Annotated in this window: 1 protein-coding gene and 2 pseudogenes; all 3 read left to right on the top strand. The window is 73.0% G+C overall.

Annotated features, from left to right (window positions below; genetic code table 11):
* Positions 1–378, top strand: a pseudogene (locus ACQKIP_RS47900) (hypothetical protein); the annotation flags it as partial.
* Between the two features lie 29 nt (positions 379–407).
* Entirely contained in the window at positions 408–785 is a 378-nt protein-coding gene (locus tag ACQKIP_RS47895) for a hypothetical protein (protein WP_365865439.1), read from the top strand.
* 74 nt (positions 786–859) lie between these two features.
* A pseudogene (locus ACQKIP_RS47890) lies at positions 860–1,178 on the top strand (hypothetical protein); the annotation flags it as partial.

Here is a 1,178-nt window from a genome sequence, read left to right as displayed (position 1 = left end):
GCCTACGACCGCTACCTCACCGCGATCACCGCACCCGGCCACACCCCCACCCGGGTCACCCAGTTCGACGCCGACGGCTACGGCCACAGCCTCGCCGAGGCGACCGACGCCCTGACCGCCGGGCTCGGCCTGACCCAACCGGGCCGAGGACGACTCCTGGTGATCGCCTCCGACGGCCACTACTCCCAGGGCGAGGCAATCCGGGCCTACGACCGCATCAAAACCCTCACCGACGCCGGGTGCGCGGTGCTCTGGCTCGCCTTCGCCCCCGACCCCACCCCGCTGCCGCGCACCACCCTCCTCCAGCTGACCGACCCCGCCCACGCCGCCGCAGCCATCGCCAAAGCCGCCACCACCGCCATCAGCACCACCCAGTGACCCGACCCCCACCACCCCGGAGGACACCCGTGACCCACACCGAGCAGCCCGCCTACACACCCGAGCACTGGCTGGGCACCCGCCTGGCCCGCGAAATCACCGGCCTCACCGACCCCCTCACCCACCTGTACACCGCGCACGAGGACGGCGACCCGCTGGCCAAGTTCGCCCGGATCACCGCCGCCACCGTGCTCGAACTGGACGCCCTGGACGCCCGGGCCGAACGACTGCGCACCCAGCTCGCCCACCGCGCCGCACACGGTACCCGCCACCTCGACGGCCCCTACAGCGACGCCGAAGCCGCCCACAACACCGCCACCCGGCTGACCGAGGCCTGCGCCGCCCGCCAGTGGACCACCACCATCCTGCGACGCCTGCTCACCGCCTACGCCGCCAGCACCCCCTGACCCCCGCCGGGCCGACGCCCACCGGGCGGCGGCTCACACCCCGAAACCCGACAGAGAAAAGAAGGAAGCCGACCATGACCAGCCTCGCCGAACGCGCCCACGCCGCCGCCGTCTTCATCCGCCACAACAAAGCCGTCAGCCCGCACGGCCGCTTTCGCGGCGAAGAACACGCCATGACCGCCGTACGCCTGGCCGCCGCCCTCGGACTCGGCCTGGACCACATCACCACCGACCCGGACTGGCTGCGCCGCCGCACCGCCCCCGGCGAGCCGGTCCTGGCCACCGTCACCTGCCCCGACACCGGCGAGCGCTACGTCTTCCTCACCCGCTTCCCGGTCTACGAGGACGAACCGTTCGAACTCCTCGGCCCCTGCCCCGAATGCACCTCCCAGG

This window comes from Streptomyces sp. NPDC059900, assembly GCF_050270335.1.
In the GTDB taxonomy this organism is placed as follows: domain Bacteria; phylum Actinomycetota; class Actinomycetes; order Streptomycetales; family Streptomycetaceae; genus Streptomyces.
This window is presented reverse-complemented; position numbering and strand designations above follow the sequence as displayed.